The sequence below is a fragment of the Streptomyces sp. Inha503 genome, assembly GCF_047215865.1.
In the GTDB taxonomy this organism is placed as follows: domain Bacteria; phylum Actinomycetota; class Actinomycetes; order Streptomycetales; family Streptomycetaceae; genus Streptomyces; species Streptomyces lycopersici.
The window spans coordinates 10,092,173-10,112,173 of record NZ_CP178360.1 but is presented as its reverse complement, the minus strand read 5'-3'; the positions used below and the strand labels follow the sequence as shown (position 1 = coordinate 10,112,173).

General features: G+C 72.4%; 21 protein-coding genes. 11 read left to right on the top strand and 10 right to left on the bottom strand.

Annotation, left to right across the window (positions count from 1 at the left end):
• Window positions 1-55: 55 nt before the first annotated feature.
• Window positions 56-1,120 carry an NAD-dependent epimerase/dehydratase family protein gene (locus ACJX2R_RS42455; RefSeq protein ID WP_413104411.1) on the top strand — a complete coding sequence of 355 codons (1,065 nt, stop codon included), beginning with the start codon at window positions 56-58 and terminating at the stop codon, window positions 1,118-1,120.
• Between the two features lie 139 nt (window positions 1,121-1,259).
• Here ACJX2R_RS42455 and ACJX2R_RS42450 read toward each other — a convergent pair whose 3' ends face one another.
• From ACJX2R_RS42450 to ACJX2R_RS42420, 7 genes are all read right to left on the bottom strand, one after another.
• Window positions 1,260-2,903 carry an alpha/beta hydrolase gene (locus ACJX2R_RS42450; RefSeq protein ID WP_413104410.1) on the bottom strand — a complete coding sequence of 548 codons (1,644 nt, stop codon included), beginning with the start codon at window positions 2,901-2,903 and terminating at the stop codon, window positions 1,260-1,262.
• 127 nt (window positions 2,904-3,030) lie between these two features.
• Entirely contained in the window at window positions 3,031-3,906 is an 876-nt protein-coding gene (locus ACJX2R_RS42445) for an urease accessory protein UreD (RefSeq protein ID WP_413104409.1), read from the bottom strand.
• 497 nt (window positions 3,907-4,403) lie between these two features.
• Window positions 4,404-5,099 carry an urease accessory protein UreG gene (ureG, locus tag ACJX2R_RS42440; protein ID WP_413104408.1) on the bottom strand — a complete coding sequence of 232 codons (696 nt, stop codon included), beginning with the start codon at window positions 5,097-5,099 and terminating at the stop codon, window positions 4,404-4,406.
• A 53-nt stretch (window positions 5,100-5,152) separates the two neighbouring features.
• Complete coding sequence (locus ACJX2R_RS42435; protein WP_413106094.1) at window positions 5,153-5,821, bottom strand: urease accessory protein UreF; 669 nt, start codon at window positions 5,819-5,821, stop codon at window positions 5,153-5,155.
• 470 nt (window positions 5,822-6,291) lie between these two features.
• Window positions 6,292-8,016 carry an urease subunit alpha gene (locus ACJX2R_RS42430; protein WP_413104407.1) on the bottom strand — a complete coding sequence of 575 codons (1,725 nt, stop codon included), beginning with the start codon at window positions 8,014-8,016 and terminating at the stop codon, window positions 6,292-6,294.
• Window positions 8,006-8,392, bottom strand: coding sequence for an urease subunit beta (locus ACJX2R_RS42425; protein WP_413104406.1), 387 nt, complete (start codon window positions 8,390-8,392; stop codon window positions 8,006-8,008). Before ACJX2R_RS42425 ends, ACJX2R_RS42430 begins: the two co-directional genes overlap by 11 nt.
• 13 nt (window positions 8,393-8,405) lie before the next feature.
• Window positions 8,406-8,708 carry an urease subunit gamma gene (locus ACJX2R_RS42420; RefSeq protein WP_413104405.1) on the bottom strand — a complete coding sequence of 101 codons (303 nt, stop codon included), beginning with the start codon at window positions 8,706-8,708 and terminating at the stop codon, window positions 8,406-8,408.
• A gap of 365 nt (window positions 8,709-9,073) precedes the next feature.
• On the opposite strand from ACJX2R_RS42420, the gene ACJX2R_RS42415 reads away from it, so the two are divergent.
• A complete protein-coding gene (locus tag ACJX2R_RS42415) occupies window positions 9,074-10,027 on the top strand; it encodes a M28 family metallopeptidase (protein ID WP_262701348.1) in 954 nt (317 codons plus the stop codon).
• 48 nt (window positions 10,028-10,075) lie between these two features.
• Here ACJX2R_RS42415 and ACJX2R_RS42410 read toward each other — a convergent pair whose 3' ends face one another.
• Window positions 10,076-10,378: a type II toxin-antitoxin system Phd/YefM family antitoxin gene (locus ACJX2R_RS42410; RefSeq protein WP_413104404.1), complete on the bottom strand. Its 303-nt coding sequence runs from the start codon at window positions 10,376-10,378 to the stop codon at window positions 10,076-10,078.
• Between the two features lie 84 nt (window positions 10,379-10,462).
• Here ACJX2R_RS42410 and ACJX2R_RS42405 point away from each other — a divergent pair, with 84 nt between their 5' ends.
• The 5 genes from ACJX2R_RS42405 (at window position 10,463) to ACJX2R_RS42385 (ending at window position 13,962) form a co-directional block, all read left to right on the top strand.
• Window positions 10,463-11,098 carry an ATP-dependent Clp protease proteolytic subunit gene (locus ACJX2R_RS42405; RefSeq protein WP_413104403.1) on the top strand — a complete coding sequence of 212 codons (636 nt, stop codon included), beginning with the start codon at window positions 10,463-10,465 and terminating at the stop codon, window positions 11,096-11,098.
• Between the two features lie 5 nt (window positions 11,099-11,103).
• The gene (locus ACJX2R_RS42400) at window positions 11,104-11,412 is read left to right on the top strand and encodes a hypothetical protein (protein WP_262701351.1); all 309 of its coding nucleotides are present in this window, start codon (window positions 11,104-11,106) and stop codon (window positions 11,410-11,412) included.
• A 391-nt stretch (window positions 11,413-11,803) separates the two neighbouring features.
• Entirely contained in the window at window positions 11,804-12,277 is a 474-nt protein-coding gene (locus tag ACJX2R_RS42395) for a C40 family peptidase (protein WP_262701352.1), read from the top strand.
• A gap of 87 nt (window positions 12,278-12,364) precedes the next feature.
• The gene (locus ACJX2R_RS42390; protein ID WP_413104402.1) at window positions 12,365-12,760 is read left to right on the top strand and encodes a VOC family protein; all 396 of its coding nucleotides are present in this window, start codon (window positions 12,365-12,367) and stop codon (window positions 12,758-12,760) included.
• Window positions 12,757-13,962 (top strand): hypothetical protein, encoded by a 1,206-nt coding sequence (locus tag ACJX2R_RS42385; RefSeq protein ID WP_413104401.1) that lies wholly within the window; start codon window positions 12,757-12,759, stop codon window positions 13,960-13,962. The genes ACJX2R_RS42390 and ACJX2R_RS42385 overlap by 4 nt, the downstream gene beginning before the upstream one ends.
• Window positions 13,963-14,047: 85 nt before the next feature.
• Here ACJX2R_RS42385 and ACJX2R_RS42380 read toward each other — a convergent pair whose 3' ends face one another.
• Window positions 14,048-14,476, bottom strand: coding sequence for an ATP-binding protein (locus ACJX2R_RS42380; protein WP_037959925.1), 429 nt, complete (start codon window positions 14,474-14,476; stop codon window positions 14,048-14,050).
• Between the two features lie 275 nt (window positions 14,477-14,751).
• Here ACJX2R_RS42380 and ACJX2R_RS42375 point away from each other — a divergent pair, with 275 nt between their 5' ends.
• Together ACJX2R_RS42375 and ACJX2R_RS42370 are read left to right on the top strand one after the other, a co-directional pair.
• Window positions 14,752-15,621: a helix-turn-helix domain-containing protein gene (locus ACJX2R_RS42375; protein WP_262701355.1), complete on the top strand. Its 870-nt coding sequence runs from the start codon at window positions 14,752-14,754 to the stop codon at window positions 15,619-15,621.
• Window positions 15,622-15,639: 18 nt separating this feature from the next.
• A complete protein-coding gene (locus ACJX2R_RS42370) occupies window positions 15,640-15,867 on the top strand; it encodes a DUF397 domain-containing protein (RefSeq protein WP_371106040.1) in 228 nt (75 codons plus the stop codon).
• A 63-nt stretch (window positions 15,868-15,930) separates the two neighbouring features.
• Here ACJX2R_RS42370 and ACJX2R_RS42365 read toward each other — a convergent pair whose 3' ends face one another.
• A complete protein-coding gene (locus ACJX2R_RS42365; protein WP_413104400.1) occupies window positions 15,931-17,118 on the bottom strand; it encodes an 8-amino-7-oxononanoate synthase in 1,188 nt (395 codons plus the stop codon).
• A 169-nt stretch (window positions 17,119-17,287) separates the two neighbouring features.
• On the opposite strand from ACJX2R_RS42365, the gene bioB reads away from it, so the two are divergent.
• A complete protein-coding gene (bioB, locus tag ACJX2R_RS42360) occupies window positions 17,288-18,538 on the top strand; it encodes a biotin synthase BioB (RefSeq protein WP_413104399.1) in 1,251 nt (416 codons plus the stop codon).
• Window positions 18,531-19,847, top strand: a complete 1,317-nt coding sequence (locus tag ACJX2R_RS42355; protein WP_413104398.1) for an adenosylmethionine--8-amino-7-oxononanoate transaminase — start codon at window positions 18,531-18,533, stop codon at window positions 19,845-19,847. The genes bioB and ACJX2R_RS42355 overlap by 8 nt, the downstream gene beginning before the upstream one ends.
• Window positions 19,848-20,001 lie beyond the last annotated feature (154 nt).

The window sequence follows — 20,001 nt, the reverse complement described above, 5'->3', positions numbered from 1 at the left end:
TGCTCATGGCGAAGGAGTCTGGGCAGTGTGGCGCTCGGGCGCTTAGCGTCCCGGCATGAGCACTGGGAGCGCATGTGTGATCGGGGCGACGGGGCAGATCGGCCGGGCGGCGGTGCGCGCGCTCGCCGAGGAGGGATGGCGGGTGCGGGCCGCCTCGCGCCGTGGGGGCCGCGACGAGAGCTGGCCCGGGTCGGTGGAGAGCGTGGCCGTGGACCGGGACGACGACGCCGCGGTGGCCGCGCTGATCGGCGACGGCTGCGATGTGGTGCTGGACTGCGTCGCCTACGGCCGGGCGCACGCACGGCAGTTGCTGGACCTCGCCGACCGGATCGGTTCGGCGGTGGTGATCTCCACCGGGGCGGTGTACGAGGACGACCAGGGCCGGGGCTTCGCGACCCAGGACCAACCGGACGGCGCCCCGCGGTATCCGGTGCCGCTCCCCGAGTCCCAGCGGACCGTCCCGCCGGGCGACGGCTACGGCAGCCGGAAGGTGGCGCTGGAGCGGGAGCTGCTGGCCGCCGGGGACCGGCTGCCGACCACCCTGCTGCGCGCCGGAGCGATCCACGGCCCGCACTGCCGCACCCCGCGTGAGCTGTACTTCGTCAAACGGGCGCTGGACGGGCGGCCGGTGCGGATCCTGGCGTACGGCGGCCGCAGCCGGTTCCATCCGGTGCATGTCGACAACATCGCGGAGCTGGTCCGGCTGGCCGCCCACCGGCCCGGTTCACGGGTGCTCAACGCGGGCGATCCGCAGGCCCCGACGGTCGCCGACATCGCCGCCGCCGTGGACGCGGTGCTGGAGGTGCGCGGTGAGCTGGTGCTGGTCGACGGGGAGCCGCCGCATCCGCATGTCGGCAGCACCCCCTGGAGCCTGGCCCACCCCCTCGTCTACGACATGTCCGCGGCCGAACGGGAGTTGGGCTACCGCCCGGTGACCGGCTATGCGGAATCGCTCCCGGCGACCGTCGCCTGGCTTGCGGACCGGCTGGCGGCCGACCCGGACTGGCGCACGGCCTTCCCCGATATGGCCGCCGCCTACGATCCGATGACCGATCTGTTCGACTACGCGGCCGAGGACGCGTGGCTGCGGGGCAGCGGCGGGAATTCCCCCGCGCCCTGATCGACGCGGGGCGTACGGCGGAGAAACGGAACCGGGTCCGAGCGGAGAAAGGGAACCGGGCCCGTGCGGGGAAACGGAACCGGGCCCGTGCGGGGAACGCACGGGCCCGGCCCAGCACCGCATACCGCCGGCCAGCCGACTACTTGACGACGGCGGCCGCCTCCTTCGCGGCCTTGGCCGCCTTCGCGGACGCGCCCGACTTGGCGGGCACCGGCGTGGTGTGCGGGGCGCAGGTCACGTCCTTGGCGTCCACCGTGCCCTTGAGCAGGTAGGCGTCCACCCGGTCGTTGACACACGGGTTCACCAGACCGGTGACCCCGTGCGAACCGGCGTCCTTCTCGGTCACCAGACGCGAGCCCTTCAGCCGCTTGTGCAACTCCACCGCGCCCTCGTACGGGGTCGCGGCGTCACGGGTGCTCTGCACGATCAGCGTCTTGGGCAGCCCCTTGGCGGCCCCCACCTCCAGCGGGGTCCCCTGCTTGGCCCCCCAGGTGGCGCACGGCAGGTTCATCCAGGCGTTGGACCAGGTCAGGAAGGGGTAGTCGCGGTGGAGCCGGGTGTTGTCCCGGTCCCACTTCGCCCAGCTGGTCGGCCACTTGGCGTCAGCGCACTCGACGGCGGTGTAGACGGCGTTGCCGTTCTCCGAGGCGATGTTGCCCGCGGTGTCGGACATGTCCGGGCCCGCGGCCTCGACCAGCGCCTTCTCATCGCCGCCGAGGTAGTCGCTCCACACCTGGGCGACCGTGGCCCACGACGAGTCGTAGTACGGAGCGCTCTGGAAGAACCCGAGCAGCTCGGCCGGGCCCACGACCCCGCCGATGGGGCTCTTCTTGGCGGCCGCGCGCAGCTTCTCCCACTGCTTCTGGACTGCTCCCGGGGTGTCGCCGATGTGGTAGGCGGCGTCGTTCTTCGCCACCCACGCCTTCCAGTCGTTCCAGCGGGTCTCGAAGGCGACGTCCTGGTCCAGGTTGGCCTGGTACCAGATCTTCTCCCGCGAGGGGTTGACCACGCTGTCCACGATCAGCCGGCGCACATGGGTCGGGAAGAGCGTCGCGTAGACCCCGCCGATGTACGTTCCGTAGGACACGCCCAGGTAGTTGAGCTTCTTGTCGCCGAGCGCGGCCCGGATGACGTCGATGTCCCGGGCGGTGTTGGGCGTCGTCATCTGCGGCAGCATCCAGCCGCTGCGCTCCTTGCACCCATCGGCGTACTCACGGGCCAGTTTGCGCTGGACGCGCTTGTCCGCCTCGCTGTCGGGCACCGGGTCCAGCTTCGGGGCCTTGACGTACTCCTGGGGATCCACGCACGAGATGGCCGTGGAGTGGCCCACCCCGCGCGGGTCGAAGCCGACGAAGTCGTACGCCTTCGACACCTTCGTCCACAGCGGGTTCTTGGTGGTGACCCGGGTCGGGAAGCGCAACCCGGAGCCGCCGGGCCCGCCCGGGTTGTAGATCAGCGAGCCCTGCCGCTCGGAGGCGGAGCCGGTGTTGGCGATCCGGTCCACCGCGAGCTTGATGGTGCGGCCGTTCGGCTTGGCGTAGTCGAGCGGCACGGTGACATAGCCGCACTGGATGGGCTTGGCGAGCCCCCAGTCGGCCGGGCAGTCCGTCCAGTCGATGCCCTTCTTCGCCGCCTTGGCCGCGGCCACCGCCACCCCACGGGCCTCGGCGGCCCCGCCGGGCGTCCGCTCCGAGGCCCCGGCCGTGGGGGCGGCCAGCGCACCGGTTATCAGCGCACCGGCGATCACACCGCCGGTCGCGCCGAAGAGTGCTGTGCGTCTCACTTAGTCATCCCCCTGCTTTGTTGCGCCGCCAGGAGCGGCGATGATCACAGAGTGTCAGGGGGATTCTTCTGTCTTGCTTACCGCCGAGTACAGGGCAAACCGCCGTTTCTTTATCAAGACGTGAACATCAACCCACGGCCGCGAGCGCCGCGTCGAGGGCCCGGCGGAGGTGGAGGGCGTCCGGGGCCACGGCGGTGGCGAGGGCGGCGGGGCCGGTCAGCGGCGTGAGGACGGCGGTGTCGGCGAGACGGCGGGGCGCGAGGGGACGAGCGCCATAGGCCGGGTCGACCACGAGCAGCTGGCCCACCGCCCGATGGCCGCCGAGGACCGCGCCGCCGTCCCAGCCGGGGGCGCCGGGGCCGTGGGCGAGCTCCTGGTCGAGGAGCGGGCGCCCGGCGCGGTGGACGGTGAGACGGCTGGTCAGATGGCCCGGGGATTCGCCGGTACGGCCCAGGATCTGCTCCTCGCGGAGCACGAGGCGGGCGGTGGGCGCGAGTTCGACACGCGTGGTCATCAGCAGTTCGCTGCCGTGGGCGGAGATCAGGGGCTCGGGCAGCCAGTGCAGGGTCGCGCCGTCGGCGACGGTCAGCCGGATCTCGTAGTACGCGGGCCCGGCCGCCCGCCCCGGCAGGGCGATGGTGGCCGCGGCGGAACCGATGCGCAGCCGGGCACCCGGCCCGACGGTCGCCTCAAGGGCGATCCGGTCGCCGCCGAGGGGCGCGGACATGGCCCCGACCACGGTGACCCACGCCTCCCCACCCACGCCCCGGGTCCGCCGCAACGCGAGCGGCCCGTCCCCGGCGAGCACGGGCAACGCGGTACCCCCGCGCCCGTCCGCCTCGGCGACGAGACGGGCGGTGGCCCGTACGACCGGGCTGGAGCTGCCCGTTGCGGATGAGGTGCCCGTTGCGGATGAGGTGCCCGCCGCACGCGAGACGACTGCGGACGCTGGCGAGGTACGAGTCGCGCCCGAGGCGCAAGTCGTAGCCGAGGCGGCTGTCACACCCGCGGTGGCCGCCTTGGCCGAAGCGGCTGCCGCGCCCGAGGTGCCCGTCGCACCCGAGGTGGCCGCCGCGCCTGAGGCGGCCGTCGTAGCCGAAGCAGCCGCCGCACCCGAGGTGCCCGCCGCACCCGAGGCAGCCGTCGTAGCCGAAGCAGCCGCCGCACCCGAGGCAGCCGCCGTAGCCGAAGCGGTCGCCGCGCCCGAGGTACCCGCCGCGCCTGAGGCGGCCGTCGTAACCGAGGCAGCCGCCGCACCCGAGGTGACCGCCGTAGCCGAAGTGGCCGTCGTAGCCGAGGTGACCGCCGCACCCGAGGCAGCCGCCGCGCCCGAGGAGGCCGTCGTAGCCGAGGTGGCCGGGCCGCACCGTTTGTCCGGGGCATCCCGCTCCGGAGCACTCCCCGGCATCCGCGGCGCGGGGTGTGGCGGTACGCCACCCGGTGCGGCCGGGGCAGCCGCTGGCGGTCGCTCCGCCCCGGCCGCGGCGTCCGGGGCCGGGGTCATGCCGGGGCCGCTGTCCAGGCGGCCAGGCGGGTGCGGACCCAGTCGGCGATGGGGCGGACGCCGTCCTCGGCGACCAGGGAGGTGAAGGCCACGGGCAGTTCACCGCGCTGGGCCTCGGCGTCGCGGGCCATGCGTGCCAGGTCCGAGCCGACATAGGGGGCCAGGTCGGTCTTGTTGATCACGAGCAGATCGGCAGTGGTCACGCCGGGGCCGCCCTTGCGGGGGATGTCGTCGCCGCCCGCGACATCGATGACGAACACCTGCGCGTCCACCAGGCCCCTGGAGAACGTCGCGGTGAGGTTGTCCCCGCCGGACTCGACCAGGATCAGATCGAGCGGACCCACGGTCTCCTCGAGCTCTTCGACGGCCTCCAGGTTGGCGGAGATGTCGTCGCGGATCGCGGTGTGCGGACAGGCGCCGGTCTCCACGGCGGTGATGCGCTCCGGCGGCAGTACCGCGTTGCGCAGCAGGAACTCGGCGTCCTCGCGGGTGTAGATGTCATTGGTGACCACGGCGAGGGAGAGCTGGTCGCGCAGCGCCCGGCAGAGCGCGGCGACGGTCGCGGTCTTGCCCGAGCCGACCGGCCCGCCGAGGCCGATGCGCAGCGCCCGGCGGGTGCCGTCGGGGCGGTGGGGGACGGTGGCGCCGTAGGTGTGGCGCGTGGGGTAGGTATCCGCGTGGTCGAGGTGCATGAACGGCTCCGATGTTCCAGCAGAGGGTGGGGGCGGGGGCGGGGCGGGCCCGGTTACGAGGCGAAGAGGCGTACGGACCAGGTGGCGTGGTCTTCTGCGGCGATGTCGAGCAGCGGCGCGGAGGCGGCGGGCAGCGCGCCCGGGCCCTCGTCGAGGGCCCGCCACGCCGCGTCGGCGGCCCGCGCCACGACCCGGTCCAGCTCGGGGGCGAGGCGGGCGAGGACGGCGGTGGCGTCGAAGGGGTCGAGGCTCAACAGCCGTACGGCGGCGGTCGCGGGCCCGCTCACCGCCTCGTACCCGGCGGCGTACGCGGCGCCCGTCGGCCCCAGCGCGGCGGCGCGCGCGGTGAGTCCGAGCACCACGGGCTGATGCGCCCCGCGCGGCCGGGCAGCGGCCAGCGCGTCCAGCTCGGGCGAGGGCCAGGTGGCGCGGGCGGCGCGCATCAGCTGGCGTCCGAGCCGCCGGGCGATGGCCCGCAGCGCGGAGCTGGGGGTACGGGCGTCCGCCGCATCGTCAAGCACCAGCGGATCGAGCCCGGCGGCGGCCGCGGCGGCGAGCCCGGCCGCGGTGAGCCCAGCGGTGTGCAGCCGCCCCCGGCAGAACGCCTCCAGGGAGGCCGCGTCACGGATCCGACCCGCCGCGACAGCGGCCTCGGCACCCCCGGAATGCGCATGGCCTCCGGCGGGAAACCGCCCATCGGCGAGAACGAGCAACGCACCCACCCCACCGGGGACTTCACCCCCGCCCCCCACCGCAGGCCCCACAGCCACGTCCTCCACCCCCGGACCAGCCCGACCCGGCCCGCCCGACGGCGACGTACCAGGGTGGCCGGGAGCGGCGCCCCCACCAACGGCCTCACCCCGAACCCCGCCGGAAGGCGTCTCTTCCGCCCCCGAACGGGCCCGACCCGGCCCACCCGGTGACAGCGCACCCGGGACCCGGGGGACCGGAGTGGCGCCCCCGCCAGGGGCATCGGCCCGGGGCCCGCCAGGGGCTTCGTCCGCGGGCGGGCGTTGGCCGGACCGGTCCGGTCCGCCCGGGGGCGGGGCGGCGGGGGGCCAGGGGGCGGAGCCCCCTGGTTGTGGGGAGGGGCGGGGTGGGGAAAGGTCCGCCGACCGGCCACCCGCCGCCGGACCGCGGGCGCCCGGAGGAGGAGTGGGCAGGGGCTCGTTCATGCGCATGACGGGTCCGGTCAGAAGAGGAAGTACCGCTGGGCCATGGGAAGTTCCGTCGCCGGTGCCGGTTCGACGGGCTCACCGTCGATCGTCACGGTGAACGTATCGGGGTCGACCTCGACCCGCGGCAGGGCGTCGTTCTCCCGCATGTCCGCCTTGGTGACCCCCCGCGTACCGCGGATCGGGGCGAACCGCTTGTGGAGGTCCAGCCGGTCCGCCAGACCGTCGTCCAGGGCGGCCTGGGTCACGAAGTTGACCGAGCCCCTGGCCGCCGCGCGGCCGAGCGCGCCGAACATGGGGCGCGGCAGGACCGGCTGCGGGGTCGGGATGGAGGCGTTGGCGTCGCCCATCTGCGCATACGCGATCTGGCCGCCCTTGATGACCAGATGCGGTTTGACGCCGAAGAAGGCGGGCTCCCACAGCACCAGATCGGCCAGCTTCCCGGGCTCCACCGAGCCGATCTCACCGTCGAGCCCCTGGGCCACCGCCGGGTTGATGGTGTATTTGGCGACATAGCGACGCGCCCGGTGGTTGTCGGCACGCCCGTCCCCGGCCAACGCGCCGCGCCGCCGCTTCATCACATGCGCGGTCTGCCAGGTGCGCAGCACCACCTCGCCGATCCGTCCCATGGCCTGGGAGTCGGAGGAGATGATCGAGATCGCGCCGAGGTCGTGCAGCACGTCCTCGGCGGCGATGGTGCTGGGCCGGATGCGGGACTCGGCGAAGGCGAGGTCCTCGGGGACGGCCGGGTTGAGGTGGTGGCAGACCATCAGCATGTCGAGGTGCTCCTCGACGGTGTTGACGGTGTGCGGACGAGTCGGATTGGTGGAGCTGGGGAGCACGTTCGGCTGGGAGACCACGGTGATGATGTCGGGCGCGTGCCCGCCGCCCGCGCCCTCGGTGTGATACGCGTGGAGGGTGCGCCCGGCGATGGCGGCGAGGGTGTCGCCGACGAAGCCCGCCTCGTTGAGGGTGTCGGTGTGGATGGCGAGCTGGGCGCCGCTCTCCTCGCAGACGCCGAGGCAGGCGTCAATGGCGGCGGGGGTCGCGCCCCAGTCCTCATGGATCTTGAATCCGAGGGCTCCGCCGCGCAGTTGGGACCACATCGCCTCGCGCGAGACGGTGTTGCCCTTGCCAAGCAGTCCGATGTTGACCGGATACCCCTCCAGCGCCTCGAACATCCGGGCGAGGTGCCAGGGTCCGGGGGTGATGGTGGTGGCCTTGGTACCTTCGGCGGGGCCGGTGCCGCCGCCGACGAGGGTGGTGATCCCGGAGCAGAGCGCCTGGTCGACGAGGGTCGGGGAGATGAAGTGGACATGGGCGTCGATGGCGCCCGCGGTGAGGATCCGGCCGTTGCCCGCGATGACCTCGGTCTCGGGCCCGATGACGAGGTCGGGGTGGACACCGTCCATGGTGTCGGGGTTCCCGGCCTTGCCGATTCCGGTGATACGGCCGTCACGCAGGCCGATATCCGCCTTGACGACACCCCAGTGGTCGAGCACGACGGCCCCGGTGATCACGGTGTCGGGGGCGCCCTCGGCGCGGGTGGCGCGGGACTGGCCCATGGATTCGCGGATCACCTTGCCGCCGCCGAAGACCGCCTCGTCCCCGGCCCGGCCGGGCCCGCCGCCGCGGTCCTCCTCGATCTCGATGAAGAGGTCGGTGTCGGCGAGCCGGATGCGGTCCCCGGTGGTGGGGCCGAAGAGATCGGCGTACGCGGCGCGGTCCAGTTCAGCGGTCATCGAGCTGTCCTCCCGTCTCCCCGCGCAGCCCCGGCACGATCCGCCCTCCGGTCTCCCCGCGCAGCCCCGGCACGATCCGCCCTCCGGTCTCCCCGCGCAGCCCCGGCACGATCCGCTCCCCCGCGATCGGGATCAGGGCGACCTCCACGGGGATGCCCGGTTCGAAGCGCACGGCGGTGCCCGCGGCGATGTTCAACCGCTTGCCGCGGGCGGCGGCGCGGTCGAAGTCGAGGCCGGGGTTGGCCTCGGCGAAGTGGTAGTGGGAGCCGACCTGGACGGGCCGGTCAGCGGCGTTGAGCACGGTCAGACGGGTGACCGGCCGCCCCTCGTTGAGGAGCACCGGCTCATCGGCGTACAAGATCTCTCCAGGGATCATGGAAACGCCCCCGTCAGGCTATCGGCTGGTGGACGGTGACCAGCTTGGTGCCGTCGGGGAAGGTGGCCTCGACCTGCACGTCCTTGAGCATCTCGGGTACGCCCTCCATGACCTCGTCGCGGGTGAGCACCCCGCGGCCGGAGGCCATCAGCTCGGCGACGCCGCGGCCGTCGCGGGCGCCCTCCAGGATGTGGGCGGTGATCAGCGCCGTCGCCTCGGGGTGGTTGAGCAGCACACCCCGGGCCCGTCGCTTCTCGGCCACGTCGGCGGCCACATGGATGAGCAGGCGTTCCTGTTCATGCGGGGTCAAGTGCACGCTTACCACCTCTTTCTCGCCCTCATTCCGCAAACGCCCCGATCCGGCGGAAACCACCCGCTCCGCCCGGTCCGGTACGACTTGCGTCCAGCCTTCGCAGACTAGTTCCGCGGCATTTCGTCGGCGTTAACTGAGCCATTGACCGAGCAACCCTGATCAATCCGATCGATGCTGGTCAAGACGGTCTTATGAGCCACCGTCACGTCTTCGTACCCCCCTCGCCCAGCGCCCGGCATCCGCTCGGCGGACCCGTACGTCCGGCTATCGCACTTGACGGCCCCACCGCATAGCCCCGATTCTCATCACCGCAACACCATGATTCACCTGCTCCGCTCCAACCCCCCACATCACAACGGAGCCCAACTGTGAAGCGAATAGCGTCAATTCGCCGCGGAAGCCTCGCGGCGGCAACCGGTGCCGCGCTCGCCGCGGCCCTGCTGAGCGGCGCCTCCGGCGCCGAGGCCACCGTCAACGCCAAGGCCGCCGCCCCCGACGTGGACGTCGCGGCCGTCAAGGCCGACCTGGGCGAGCTCCAGTCCATCGCGGACGCCAACGGCGGCAACCGCGCCCATGGCGAGCCCGGCTACCAGAAGTCCCTGGACTTCATCAAGGGCAAGCTGGACGAGGCCGGATTCACCACCTCCGTCCAGGAGTTCACCTCCGGCGGCAAGAAGGGCTACAACCTCATCGCCGACTGGAAGGGCGGTTCCGAGGACAAGGTCGTGATGGCCGGTTCCCATCTCGACTCGGTCGAGGCCGGCCCCGGTATCAACGACAACGGTTCCGGCTCGGCCGCGATCCTCGAGGTCGCGCTCGCCGTGGCCAAGGCCGACCTCCAGCCCGCCAAGCACCTGCGGTTCGCCTGGTGGGGCGACGAGGAGGACGGCATGGTCGGGTCGACGCACTACGTCGACAGCCTGGCGGCCGACGAGCAGTCGAAGATCGACTCCTACCTCAACTTCGACATGCTCGGCTCCCCCAACCCGGGTTACTTCGTCTATGACGACGACCCGGAGCTGGAGAAGGTCTTCAAGGACTGGTACGCGGCGAAGAACATCACGACCGAGAAGGAGACCGAGGGCGACGGCCGCTCGGACCACGCCCCGTTCAAGGACGCGGGCGTGCGGGTCGGCGGACTGTTCACCGGCGCCGAGGCCACCATGAGCCAGGAGCAGGCCGACCAGTGGGGCGGCAAGGCGGGCGAGGCGTTCGACCCGTGCTACCACTCCGCATGCGACAAGACCTCCAACATCGACGACAAGGCGCTGGACCTGAACACCGACGCCATCGCCAACGCGATCTGGACGCTCAGCTCCTGATCAGCACCCCCGCACCGGACCGGCGCTGAGCCGGTCCGGTGCCGTCCGTCACTCCTCGCGGCCCGGACGCCGATCCCCGGCGTCCGGGCCGCTGTGTTCCGCCGCGATGCCGAAGCGCCGCCGTTCGCCCGGAGCGGACGAGGCGGGGCGCATCGAGGACACGGTGCTGATCACCTGCTCCTCCCCGCCCGTCTCGATCTCCTCGAGTCGCCGCAGGTCCGCGGCGGACACCAGGGCGACAAGCGGCTTCCCGTGGCGCGTGACGACCACCCTCTCGCCGCCGTACACCACGCGGTTGATCAGCTCCGCGAGCTCTGCACGGGCTTGCGTCACCGGAATCTCGTAAGCCATGCTCCCATCATATCTGGATGTACATCCTGTACGTTTTTTACGGAGCCAATGACACCGCGAACGACGACGCCGAGAGGTGACGCGATGGAACGACCGACCGCGCGCTATGTCCTGCCCGAGTTCACCGAGCGCACCAGCTCGGGGACGCACACCATGGACCCGTACTCCAAGCTGCTCTCCGAGCGCATCGTCTTCCTCGGCACCCCGATCGACGACACCGCCGCCAACGATGTGATCGCGCAGCTGATCCATCTCGAGCACGCAGCGCCCGACCAGGACATCTCGCTCTACATCAACTCGCCCGGCGGCTCATTCGGGGCCATGACGGCGGTCTACGACACCATGCACTTCGTCTCCTGCGACATCGAGACGGTCTGCCTGGGCCAGGCCGCCTCGGCGGCCGCCGTACTGCTGGCCGCCGGCACTCCGGGCAAGCGCCTGGCCCTGCCGGGCGCGCGGATCCTCATCCACCAGGCCGCGTTCAGCGAACCGGTCGAGGGCACCACCTCGGATCTGGAGATCCAGGCCAATGAGCTGCGGCGCACCCAGCGGATGCTCGAGGAGATGCTGGTGCGGCACACCGGCCGGAGCGCCGAGCGGATCCGGGCAGACATCGACCGCGACAAGATCTTCGACGCCGAGGGCGCGATGGCCTACGGGCTGGTGGACGAGGTCACCCAGAGCCGTAAGCGGCCGGGCCCGCCGCCGCGGACGAGGTGAGCGCGGTGCTGCCACCGGAACTGCCCCCGCTGCCCGCGCTCACCCGCGCGGAGGGGAATGTGATCGACGGCTATCTGGAGGTGGTCGATCTGCTGGGCCGGATCAATCCGGCGCGCTGCCGTGACACCTACGGCAGTCTGCGGGCCGCCCAGGCGCTGGTGGGGAAGGCCACCGCGCTGCGGGACGCGCTGACGCTGATGCATGAGCGCGGGGAGAGCGAACTGCACACCGCGACCCTGGCCCGAGCGCTGCGGGTGCTGGACGGTGAGCGGCGCGCGGAGCGCGTCACGCTGCCCCCGGCGCTGCGGGCCTGATGCCGGGCCTGACGGCCGCGCTCGTCAGGGGCGGGGGCGGTCGGAGGGGGCGCCTGGCTGTCGGAGGGGGCGCCTGGCCGTCACCGTCGCGCGGCACCGTCGCCCGAACGGCGGAGCGGGATTCCGGCGCTCCGGGCGAGATCGGCTTGCGTCCCGCGGCCGCCCCGGGTCCGTGTCCCCGCCCGCCCCATCACGCCGCGGAACGGCCGTTCGGGGAGGTCATCGCCGTGGGACGGAGCGGTCGGCACCACCCGAACGGCCCCGCGGTGACCACCGTCACACCGCGCCCTCTCGAGTCGGAACCGGCGGCGCGCCTGCGTGACGATCCCTGGAGACGACAGGACCCCGCCACCGCACCGGGGCGGGGTCGGCTCACGAAGGGTTTCGTGTGATGTCTGCGCACATACGCATCCCCAGGATGTTCTCCCGAGCGGGCGCCGTCTCCGCCCTCACCGTCGCCGCCGTGGGCGGCACCGTGGCGACGCCGGGCTGTCCACCGGAGGCCGAGGCCGCGACCGTCGCCGCCAAGGCGCTGCGGATCGCGGCCGCCAAGAAGGGCGCACCGTACAAGTACGGCGCGGCGGGGCCGAAGCGCTTCGACTGCTCCGGGCTGACGCAGTACGCGTACAAACGGGCGGGAAAGCGGCTGCCGCGCACCGCCGCCGCCCAGTACAACCGGACCCGCCATATCAAGGCCGCCGCCCGCAAGGGTGGTGACCTGGTGTTCTTCCACTCCGGCAGCGGGGTGTACCACGTCGGGGTGTACGCGGGCGGCGGCCGCCTCTGGCACGCCCCCAAGACCGGCGAGGTGGTGCGGCTGGAGCGGATCTGGACCAAGAAGGTCTGGTACGGACATGTGCGCTGACCCGCCGTAGGCGTCAGTGGCCGTGGGTAGGTTGACGGGGCCGGGACACCGCCGTGGACCGGCCCCGTCGACCACCGGAGGCTTCGCATGGCGTATCTCAACCCGGTCCGGCACATCACCTTCGACGCCCGTGATCCCCACGCCCTCGCACGGTTCTGGTCCCGGCTGACCGGCTACCCCCTGGAGGACTCCGATCCGGACGGCGAATGGGCGCTGATCAGCCCGGGGCAACCCGGGGTGCCGGGGCTGCTGTTCCTGCGGGTCCCGGACGCCAAGACCGTCAAGAACCGCGTGCACCTGGACATCCAGCCGCCGTCGGCCACCCGGGACGCCGAGGTGGAGCGGCTGATCGGGCTCGGCGCACGCGTGGTGGACGACCGGCGCACGGAGGACGGGCTGGGGTGGGTGGTGATGTCCGACGTCGAGGGCAATGAGTTCTGCGTGGAGCGCGGCGCCGTCGAGCGTGGTGTGGTGCCGGCATGAGTGAGCCCTTCCAGGCGGACCGGACCTACGACCAGGTGTATCTGCTCTTCGTCGACACCTCCGGGTATTCGACGATCGTCCGCTCGAACCCCAGGGACCGCGCCGCCCACGCCTTCGATCTGCTGCGGGAGCGGATGCGCGCGCGGATCGAGCAGTTCTCGGCCCAGCACCGCTGCGCCCGGGGCGACTTATGGAGCTGGCGCGGCGACGGGGGCTTCTTCGCGGTCCACGACGACCGCGAGAGCGTGGCCCGCGATGTCGCGCTGGAGGCGGCCCGCACCTTTCTCACCCTCGATCTGCGCCATCTGCGGGACGAGTTCGCCCAGGCGGGGGTGGAGGGCGAGCTGCATGTGCGGATGGCGCTGCACAAGGGGGCGATACGGCACACCGGCGAGGGGCGGACCGGCACCATCCACTCCCCCGACATCAATCTGGCCGCGCATCTGGAGAAGGCCACTCCGCCGGACTGTCTGGCGGTCTCGGAGGATGTGTACCGCACCGCCGGGCCGTACTCGGAGCTGTTCGCCCACGTGGGAAGCCATGAGGGCAAGGACGTCTATCTGATGGCGGGCGACGGCGGCCCGGACGGGGCGGCCAAGGCGTGGCTGGCGGGCCGGGGGCTCGCGGACGGCTCCCCGGTGCACGCGTATCCGGAGCGGCCGAGCCCGCAGGAGAAGGCGCGGCTGCTGGACGCGGCGGCCGAGGAGGTCCTGGACATGGGGACGGCGCTGCGCACCACCTCCGGCCGGCTGGTCACCACCGAGCGCCCGGCCCGCTTCCGCGACGCGGTCCTCGGGCTGCTGCGCCGGGGCGGCACGTACCACTGCTATCTGCTGGACCCGTCCTCGGACGCGGCGGCCACGCTCTCCCGCCAGTACCAGGAGGACATGACGCGGAAGATCAAGGATTCGCTGGAGCGGTTCGGCCGTTTCAAGGAGCGCTACGGGGCGGAGGCCGACGGCCTGCGGGTCTATCAGACGGAGGAGTTTCCCGGCTTCTCGGCGCTGACCATCGATATGCGCGGACCGAGCGGGCTGATCCTCTACTCCTCGTATCTGATGGGCACCAGCCGGTACGGGGTGATCGAGCGCGGCGACATGCCGCACTATCTGATCGGCCCGGCCGCCGGGCGGGTCTACACCCGGATCCGCCAGCTGGCCGAGGCACGGGTCTCGGAGGGTCAGGCCCAGCGCGTGCTGTGAGCGGTTCGGGCGGATCGGTGCGGTCCTGCCGGGCTCAGCGGACGGGGACGGCCCGCCCTTCGGCGGACGGGGACGGCCCACCCGTTCAGCGGACCGGGACGGTCCACGGCAGGGCGATCCAGACGGTCTTGCCGCCGTCCGCGGTCGGGGTGACGAACACCTCGCCGCCCGACTCCGCGGCCAGACAGCGGACGATCACCATCCCGCGCCCGCTGTCCTGCTGGGTGGCCAGCGGCAGCCACCTGGGCCACTTCGGATGGCTGTCGGTGACCCCGATCTCCAGCCGCTGCTCGCGGTCGAGCCGTAGGTCCACGGTGAAGGTGGGCGACTGGCCCACGGTGTGCTCCACGGCGTTGGTGGCGAGTTCGGAGACGATCAGCCGCACGGTGTCGGCGGCCTCCGCTCCCGCCCCGAGCCCCCATTCGGCGAGCACGTCCGTGACATAGGCGCGTGCCGCGGGAACCGACGCCGGTGCGCTCGGCAGAGTGACGGATGCTTCCTGATGGTCTGCCATGACGGCCTGTCCCTTTCCGGCCGGGGCGCGGCTGCGGACGCGTTTCGAGGGTGGTACTGCGAAGCCGGTGAAGTCGTGGGCTGCCCCGACGGCTCTACGCGTCAGACTGCCACCAATGGCCTCTCCAGCGGGGGCGATCCACCGAGTTATGCATATATCTGTCGCCCAAAGCGGTGAACTCTGCTACGGAAGACCGGATTTGGAAGGCACACTGGGCCACTGGTGCGACACGCGCTGTGGGTGACGCGCCAAAAGGAAGGCGGGAGGGAGAACTGATGCGATACGGCCCGGCGGTGCGTCGCCGAAAGCTCGGTGCGGAACTGCGCCGCCAGCGCGATCTGGCCGGGCTCACCAGCGGTGAGGTCGCCAACCAGCTGGGCTGGCACCAGTCGAAGGTGAGCCGGATCGAGACCGGGCGGAGCGGCGCCAAGCCCTCGGACGTGGCGCGGCTGCTGGAGGTCTACCAGGTCGCCGACCCGGAGCTGCGCGCCCTGCTGGAGGCGCTGTGCCGCGGGGGCGCCTCGGATCCGGAGGGGTCACGGCGCGGCTGGTGGTACGCGTACCGCGATCTGCTGCCGCCCGCCTACCGGGATTTCATCAGCCTGGAGGCGGAGGCGTCGGACGCGTACACCCTGGAGACCACGGTGGTGCCGGGTCTGCTCCAGACTCCGGACTACGCCCGGGCGGTGACCCTCGCGGCGCTCCCGGATCTGCCGGGGCCGCAGGTGGATTCGCTGGTGGAGGTGCGGATCGCGCGCCAGTCGGTGCTGCACGGCGAGCGGCCGCTGCGGCTGCACGCGGTGCTCGACGAGGCGGCGCTGCGGCGTGAGGTGGGCGCGCCCGGAGTGCTGACGGCGCAATTGCGCCATCTGGCCGAACTCTGCGCATTGCCTCAGGTGCAGCTCCAGGTGCTGCCATTCTCTATCGGAATGCCCATTGGTATGACAGGTCCTTTCATTATTTTCTCTTTTCCGCACATTAGTGACCTGGACGTAGTAGTTCTCGACCACCTGACGAGTAGCCTCTATCTGGAGCGGAAAGAAGACCTCCGGGCGTACAGCGCCGCGTTCGAAGTACTGCGCGCTCACGCCCTGACACCTGAGGAATCGTTGTCCTTCATCAACAAAATCGGGGGCGGCGCCTGAGGGGGCACCATGTCCAAAATGTCCGCCAACTCCGTCGACTGGCTGCGCAGCAGCTACAGCGTCGGAATGAACAACTGCGTCGAGACGGCCCTGCTGGGGCCCGACCGGCTCGGCGTGCGCGATTCGAAGAACACGGCGGGCCCCGTCCTGCTGTTCACCCCGTCGACCTGGGTCTCCTTCCTCGAGGGACTCAAGGGCGACGGCCCCGGCTCCGGCATCTCCCGCTCGACCGGAACCGGAAGCTGATCCGTAAGTGAAGTACTCCTTCCGCCGGTGAGCTGATCCGCTCACCCTCCCGTCAGTGAGCCATCAGGCGGTCGGCGCGGTCCTCACGATCACGTCGACCGCCTCCTCGATCTGCTCCTCCGTCAGATCCCCGCGCGCGGCCAGCCGCAGCCGGGAGACCCCGTCCGGGACGGACGGCGGGCGGAAGCACCCCACCATCAGCCCGGCCGCGCGGCAGTCCGCGGCCCAGCGCACCGCCTCCTCCGGCGACGGGGCCCGTACCGACACCACCGAGGCGTCCGGCCGCACCGCGGCCAGCCCGGCGGCGGTCAGCCGCCCGTACAGCCCCATGGCGACCGTACGGACGCGGGTGGCGCGCTCCGGCTCCCGGCGCAGCAGCCGCAGGCTCGCCAGGGCGGCGCCCACGGCCGCCGGGTTGAGCCCGGTGTCGAAGATGAACGTCCGCGCGGAGTTCACCAGATGGTCGATGACCCGGGCGGGCCCCAGCACCGCCCCGCCCTGGCTGCCCAGCGACTTGGAGAGCGTCGCCGTGACCACCACGTCCGGCGCGCCCGCGAGCCCGGCCTCGTGCACCGCGCCGCGCCCGCCCTCGCCGAGCACCCCCAGGCCGTGCGCCTCGTCCACCACCAGCGCCGCGCCGTACGGCCGGGAGGCACCGGCGAGGGCGGCCAGCGGGGCGGCGTCGCCGTCGACGGAGAAGACCGCGTCGCTGACGACGAGGGCGCGCCGCCGCGCCTCCCCCGCGTTCGCCTCCCCCGCGTCCACCACGGCCGCGCCCAGCGCCTTGCGTACGGCGTCCGGGTCGGCGTGCGGGACGACGGCGATCTCGGCGCGGGAGAGCCGGCAGCCGTCGATGAGCGAGGCGTGGTTGTCCGCGTCGGAGACGACCAGGGCGTCCCGGCCGCTCAGCGCGGAGACGGCGGCCAGATTGGCCGCGTAGCCGGAGGAGAACACCAGGGCCGCCTCGAATCCGCAGAACTCGGCGAGTTCCCGCTCCAGCGTGGCGTGCAGTTCGGTGGAGCCGGTGACCAGGCGCGACCCGGTCGACCCCGCGCCCCAGCGGTGCGCCGCCACGGCCGCGGCGGCCGTCACCTCCGGATGCCGGGCCAGCCCCAGATAGTCATTGCTCGCCAGATCGAGCAGCGGGGAGTCGGCGGGGCGGGGGCTGAGCCGGCGCACCAGCCCCGCCCGGTCGCGCCGCTCCCGCTGTGCGTCGATCCATGCGAACGCGTCGTGGCGGTCCTGGGGCATCGGCTGCCTCGCCTTCCGTGGCCTCGTCTCCGGCACCGACTGTCGGGTCCGGATAGAACGTAGCCTCGTCCATGCCCGGTCATGGTGTGGCAATACACACACCCCGATCAGCGCGTCTTGTACGGTCCCTCCTTGGCCGCGGGCGGTGGGGTAGGAAAGGATCGTCGCCATGGACCTGCTGAACACGCTGGTGGAGAAGGGGCTGCGGCGCGAGACGCCCACCCGCGAAGAGGCGCTCGCCGTCCTGGCGACCTCCGATGACGAGCTGCTCGATGTGGTGGCCGCGGCGGGCAAGGTGCGCCGCGCCTGGTTCGGGCGGCGGGTGAAGCTCAACTATCTGGTGAACCTCAAGTCGGGGCTGTGCCCCGAGGACTGCTCGTACTGCTCACAGCGGCTGGGCTCGAAGTCCGAGATCCTCAAGTACACCTGGCTCAAGCCGGAGCAGGCCGCCGCCGCGGCGGGCGCCGGGGTCGCGGGCGGCGCCAAGCGGGTGTGCCTGGTCGCCAGCGGACGCGGCCCGACCGACCGCGATGTGGACCGGGTCTCCCAGACCATCGCCGCCATCAAGGAGGAGCACCAGGACGTCGAGATCTGCGCCTGTCTGGGGCTGCTGTCCGACGGCCAGGCGGAGCGGCTGAAGGACGCGGGGGCGAACGCGTACAACCACAACCTCAACACCTCCGAGGCGACGTACGGCGACATCACCACCACCCACACCTACGCCGACCGGGTCTCGACCGTGCAGCAGGCCCAGGCGGCGGGGATGTCCGCCTGCTCCGGGCTGATCGCGGGCATGGGCGAGTCGGACGCGGACCTGGTGGACGTGGTCTTCTCGCTGCGCGAGCTGGACCCGGACTCGGTGCCGGTCAACTTCCTCATCCCGATCGAGGGCACCCCGCTGGCCGGGGACTGGAACCTCACCCCGCAGCGCTGTCTGCGGATCCTGGCCATGGTGCGGTTCGTCTGCCCGGACGTCGAGGTGCGGCTCGCGGGCGGCCGCGAGATCCATCTGCGGACGCTCCAGCCGCTGGCCCTGAACCTGGCGAACTCGATCTTCCTCGGCGACTATCTGACCACCGAGGGCCAGGCGGGCAAGGACGATCTGGCGATGATCGCCGACGCGGGCTTCGAGGTGGAGGGCACCGATACGACGACGCTGCCCGCGCACCGCGCGGACGCCCTCGCCGCCGCCGGTTCCGGCTGCGGCGGGCACGGCGCGGAGGGCGGCGGCTGCGGCCCGTGCGGTGACGCGGCACCCGCCGACGCCGCGCCCGCCGACGCCGTACCCGCCGATGCCGTACCGGCCCAGGCGACGGCCGGTGCGACGGTGGCCGCCGCGGCGGGCGCGCAGGAGTCCCACGCCGGCCTGGTCGCGGTGCGCCGGCGCGGCGCGGGCACGGATCTGCCGCCCAATGCCTGAGCCGCTGACCCCGGCCGAGCTGCGGGAGCTGGACCGGCAGCACGTCTGGCATCCGTACGGCCCGATGCCCGGCCGCCAGGACCCGCTGGTCGTGGAGTCCGCGGCCGGGGTCCGGCTGCGGCTGGCCGAGCCGGTGGAGGGCGTCCGCGAGCTGGTGGACGGGATGTCGTCGTGGTGGTCCGCCATCCACGGCTACAACCACCCGGCGCTCAACGACGCCGCGCGCGGTCAGCTGGACCGGATGAGCCATGTGATGTTCGGCGGGCTCACCCATGAGCCCGCCGTCCGGCTGGCCACCCGCCTGGTGGAGATCACGCCCGAGCCGCTGCGGCACGTCTTCCTCGCCGACTCCGGTTCGGTATCGGTCGAGGTCGCGGTGAAGATGTGCCTCCAGTACTGGCGCTCCCTGGGCCGCCCCGCCAAGCGGCGGCTGCTGACCTGGCGCGGCGGCTACCACGGCGACACCTGGCAGCCGATGGCGGTGTGCGACCCGGAGGGGGGCATGCACCGGCTGTGGTCCGGTGTGCTGCCCGAGCAGATCTTCGCGGACGCGCCGCCGCCCGGCTTCGACGCGGACCCCGACCCGGCGTACGAGCGCCACGTCCGTGAGCTGGTGGCGCGTCACGCCCATGAGCTGGCCGCGGTGATCGTGGAGCCGGTGGTGCAGGGCGCGGGCGGGATGCGCTTCCACTCCCCCGCGCTGCTGCGGGTGCTGCGCGAGGCGTGCGACGAGCACGACGTCCTGCTGGTGTTCGACGAGATCGCCACGGGCTTCGGCCGCTCGGGCGCGCTCTTCGCGGCCGAGCACGCGGGGGTGTGCCCCGATGTGATGTGTTTGGGCAAGGCGCTGACCGGGGGTTATCTGACCCTCGCCGCCACGCTGTGCACCCCGCGGGTGGCGGAGGGCATCTCGCGCGGCGAGGTGCCGGTGCTCGCCCACGGCCCGACCTTCATGGGCAATCCGCTGGCTACGGCCGTCGCCTGCGCCTCGATCGACCTGCTGCTCTCCTACGACTGGCGGCAGGAGGTCAAGCGGATCGAGACCGGGCTGCGGGACGGTCTCGCGGAGGCCGCCGCCGTGCCGGGCGTCCGGGACGTACGGGTGCTCGGCGCGATCGGCGTCGTCCAGCTGGACCGTCCGATGGACGACGCGGCGATGGCGGCGGCGACGCGGGCCGCGGTGCGCGAGGGCGTATGGCTGCGCCCGTTCCGCGATCTGCTGTACACCATGCCGCCGTACATCACCGGGGACCACGATCTGGCCCGGATCTGCGCGGCGGTCCGGGCGGCCGCCGCGGCGGCCGTCTGACCGCCCGCCCCGCTCGCGGTCGGCTCTCCCCAGGGAATCGGCTCTCTCCAGGGAATCGACTTTCCCCGGGGAAAGAGACCGACCGCGGGCCGGGGCATGCGAGGGTCAGCCCGGGGCACGCCGCCGGGAGCACAAACGAAAGCGAAAGGCAGCG

Bases quoted from the DNA above. Each gene is read 5' to 3' on its own strand.
- ACJX2R_RS42455 (WP_413104411.1), top strand. From the start codon at position 56: ATGAGCACTGGGAGCGCATGTGTGATCGGGGCGACGGGGCAGATCGGC.
- ureG (WP_413104408.1), bottom strand. From the start codon at position 5,099: ATGCACCTCGACCACGCGGATACCTACCCCACGCGCCACACCTACGGC.
- ACJX2R_RS42430 (WP_413104407.1), bottom strand. From the start codon at position 8,016: ATGACCGCTGAACTGGACCGCGCCGCGTACGCCGATCTCTTCGGCCCC.
- ACJX2R_RS42425 (WP_413104406.1), bottom strand. From the start codon at position 8,392: ATGATCCCTGGAGAGATCTTGTACGCCGATGAGCCGGTGCTCCTCAAC.
- ACJX2R_RS42410 (WP_413104404.1), bottom strand. From the start codon at position 10,378: ATGGCTTACGAGATTCCGGTGACGCAAGCCCGTGCAGAGCTCGCGGAG.
- ACJX2R_RS42405 (WP_413104403.1), top strand. From the start codon at position 10,463: ATGGAACGACCGACCGCGCGCTATGTCCTGCCCGAGTTCACCGAGCGC.
- ACJX2R_RS42395 (WP_262701352.1), top strand. From the start codon at position 11,804: ATGTCTGCGCACATACGCATCCCCAGGATGTTCTCCCGAGCGGGCGCC.
- ACJX2R_RS42390 (WP_413104402.1), top strand. From the start codon at position 12,365: ATGGCGTATCTCAACCCGGTCCGGCACATCACCTTCGACGCCCGTGAT.
- ACJX2R_RS42385 (WP_413104401.1), top strand. From the start codon at position 12,757: ATGAGTGAGCCCTTCCAGGCGGACCGGACCTACGACCAGGTGTATCTG.
- ACJX2R_RS42380 (WP_037959925.1), bottom strand. From the start codon at position 14,476: ATGGCAGACCATCAGGAAGCATCCGTCACTCTGCCGAGCGCACCGGCG.
- ACJX2R_RS42375 (WP_262701355.1), top strand. From the start codon at position 14,752: ATGCGATACGGCCCGGCGGTGCGTCGCCGAAAGCTCGGTGCGGAACTG.
- ACJX2R_RS42370 (WP_371106040.1), top strand. From the start codon at position 15,640: ATGTCCGCCAACTCCGTCGACTGGCTGCGCAGCAGCTACAGCGTCGGA.
- ACJX2R_RS42365 (WP_413104400.1), bottom strand. From the start codon at position 17,118: ATGCCCCAGGACCGCCACGACGCGTTCGCATGGATCGACGCACAGCGG.
- bioB (WP_413104399.1), top strand. From the start codon at position 17,288: ATGGACCTGCTGAACACGCTGGTGGAGAAGGGGCTGCGGCGCGAGACG.
- ACJX2R_RS42355 (WP_413104398.1), top strand. From the start codon at position 18,531: ATGCCTGAGCCGCTGACCCCGGCCGAGCTGCGGGAGCTGGACCGGCAG.